The organism is Clostridia bacterium (genome assembly GCA_024653205.1).
GTDB lineage: Bacteria > Bacillota > DSM-521 > Neomoorellales > SLTJ01 > JANLFO01.
Genome location: JANLFO010000046.1, coordinates 1 through 2,426, shown reverse-complemented (window position 1 = coordinate 2,426; position 2,426 = coordinate 1). Strand labels below are relative to the sequence as shown.

The 2,426-nt window shown below is 62.6% G+C and carries 2 protein-coding genes and 1 other annotated feature; both genes read left to right on the top strand.

What is annotated here, in order from left to right; genetic code table 11:
* Window positions 1-154: 154 nt before the first annotated feature.
* A complete protein-coding gene (gene pdxS / locus NUV99_12105) occupies window positions 155-1,033 on the top strand; it encodes a pyridoxal 5'-phosphate synthase lyase subunit PdxS (protein MCR4420831.1) in 879 nt (292 codons plus the stop codon).
* Window positions 1,034-1,055: 22 nt separating this feature from the next.
* Window positions 1,056-1,634: a pyridoxal 5'-phosphate synthase glutaminase subunit PdxT gene (gene pdxT, locus NUV99_12100; GenBank protein ID MCR4420830.1), complete on the top strand. Its 579-nt coding sequence runs from the start codon at window positions 1,056-1,058 to the stop codon at window positions 1,632-1,634.
* 24 nt (window positions 1,635-1,658) lie between these two features.
* Window positions 1,659-1,894 (top strand) — a binding site (T-box leader).
* The last annotated feature ends 532 nt before the right edge of the window (window positions 1,895-2,426 follow it).

The following is a 2,426-nucleotide window of genomic DNA, read 5'->3' as shown; positions in this document are numbered from 1 at the left end:
CCGGCACGCTTCAGGTACTCGGGCAAAACCAGCACTGCCCTCGAAGAAGTGGGGACCCGTCAGGGTGCGTCGGCTTGTTTTCACCCCGGTTACGTGGTAGAATTAAGGAATACAAACCGGTTATTCCTGTTAGGGTTACTGGGAGGCGGGGCACATGGAGGAGAAGGGAACCTGGACGGTCAAAACCGGCCTGGCGGAGATGCTCAAAGGTGGCGTCATCATGGACGTCACCAGCCCCGAGCAGGCCCGGATAGCCGAAGATGCAGGCGCCTGTGCGGTTATGGCCCTGGAAAGGGTTCCGGCGGATATACGCGCCGCCGGGGGTGTGGCCAGGATGGCCGACCCGGAGGTCGTACTGGCCATCATGGAGGCGGTCAGTATTCCGGTGATGGCCAAGGTGCGGATCGGCCATTTCGTGGAGGCCCAGATCCTGGAGGCCCTGGGGGTCGATTTTATCGATGAGAGCGAGGTACTGACCCCGGCCGACGAGGAACATCACATTGACAAACACCGCTTTAAGGTGCCTTTCGTGTGCGGAGCGCGCGACCTGGGCGAAGCCCTGCGACGGATCGCCGAGGGAGCGGCCATGATCCGGACCAAAGGGGAGGCCGGGACCGGTAACGTGGTAGAGGCCGTGCGGCACATGCGCCGGGTGATGGACGGAATAAGGCGCCTGGCCGGCTTGCCGGCGGAGGAACTTATGGCCGCGGCCAAGGAGATGGGTGCTCCCTACGACCTGGTGCGGCAGGTAGCGCAGACCGGGAAACTCCCGGTGGTAAATTTCGCCGCGGGCGGGATCGCTACTCCGGCCGATGCCGCCTTGATGATGCAGCTCGGGGCAGACGGAGTGTTCGTGGGATCGGGCATTTTCAAGTCCCAGAACCCGGCCGCCCGGGCAAAGGCCATAGTCATGGCCGTGACCCATTACCGGGATCCTGCAGTGCTGGCCGAGGTTTCCCGTGGCCTGGGCGAGGCCATGCCGGGTCTGGAAGTGGCCACCCTTGTCACCCGGTTGCAGGAGCGGGGGTGGTGAGGTGCGCATCGGGGTTCTGGCCATGCAGGGGGCCTTTCGAGAACACCGTATGATGCTGGAACGCTGCGGCGTTCAGAGCGTGGAAGTGCGTTATCCACAGGATTTGGATCAACTCGATGGCCTCATCCTTCCCGGCGGCGAAAGCACGACCATCAGCCGTTTGTTGCACGAGCGCGGCCTTTTTGGAGAGATAAAGACCCGGATACAAGACGGTCTGGCTACCTTCGGTACCTGCGCCGGCATGATCTTACTCGCCAAGGAAGTGTGGGGCGAGGCGCCCGGCACCCTGGAGGCCATGGACCTGGTGGTACGGCGCAATGCCTACGGGCGCCAGGTAGACAGCTTTGAGGTGGATCTTGAGGTCCCGGCGTTAGGGCCCGAACCCCTGCGTGCGGTATTCATCCGGGCGCCTGTAGTGGAAAGGGTGGGCGACGGAGTGGCGGTGCTGGCCAGTTTTAAGGATCGACCGGTCCTGGTGAGGCAGGGTAGGTGGCTGGCCTGTACCTTTCATCCCGAACTGACTCCCGACCTGAGAGTACACCGTTATTTCCTGAGGATGGTCGCCGGCGAAAATCGAGTTGCGCCGGACAAGCCGCTATAGTATAATATGCAGCAAAGCCCCAAGGGCAACGCAATGCCGGGGAAACTAGCGGTAACCCTCTCTAGAGAGCCGGTGGCAGGTGGAAACCGGTGAGGAGCCGTGAGGTGGCGCCCCGAAGCGGCCAACGAGAAATTCGCCCGTGAGGGCGAAAGTTAAGTTGGACGGTCGGGCAACCGTTATCAGCCCGAGAGAGGGCGGGGACAACCAAGTAGCTGACCCCGCCAAGAAGGGTGGTACCGCGGGCAACTCCCGTCCCTTAGGGGACGGGAGTTTTGGTTGTGCGCCCGGCATGGTCACTGTCTATAGGGTGAAAGTCCCGAACGACGAAGGTAGCAGTAGTCGTTAGCCCAAGGCAAGGGTGTCCGCCGTGAGGCGGGATCTGAAGGAAGCCGGCGGCAAACCTCCGGCCCGAGGACCACGAACCCCAGGCGAGGCTAGTGGCAGTTGGATGAGCTTGCAACACAAAGCAAAGTCCTTGCTACCGAAGGCTGCCAAGAGTAAATGGGGCGGGTAGATGGAGGGAAAGACAGAGCTCTTACCCGGGGAGGCCTGCCGGATAGGCCAGGATACTGGCAACCCGGGCCGAGAGGCCCGGCTGAACCGGCAGGAGTCAGCAGAGGGCATAGTACCCGGTGGGTCATGAACCGCCGGGGAAGGCCCGAACGTCAAGTCAGAGGTGGACCCGATGCGTTCGCGTGGAGAGCAAAGAAAGCAGAAAACCCCACAAGGGGCCTGCCCGCGGGAGGAAGTGGTGAAGCCACGGGGGACCGCGGGAGGGTCGAGCTCTTCACC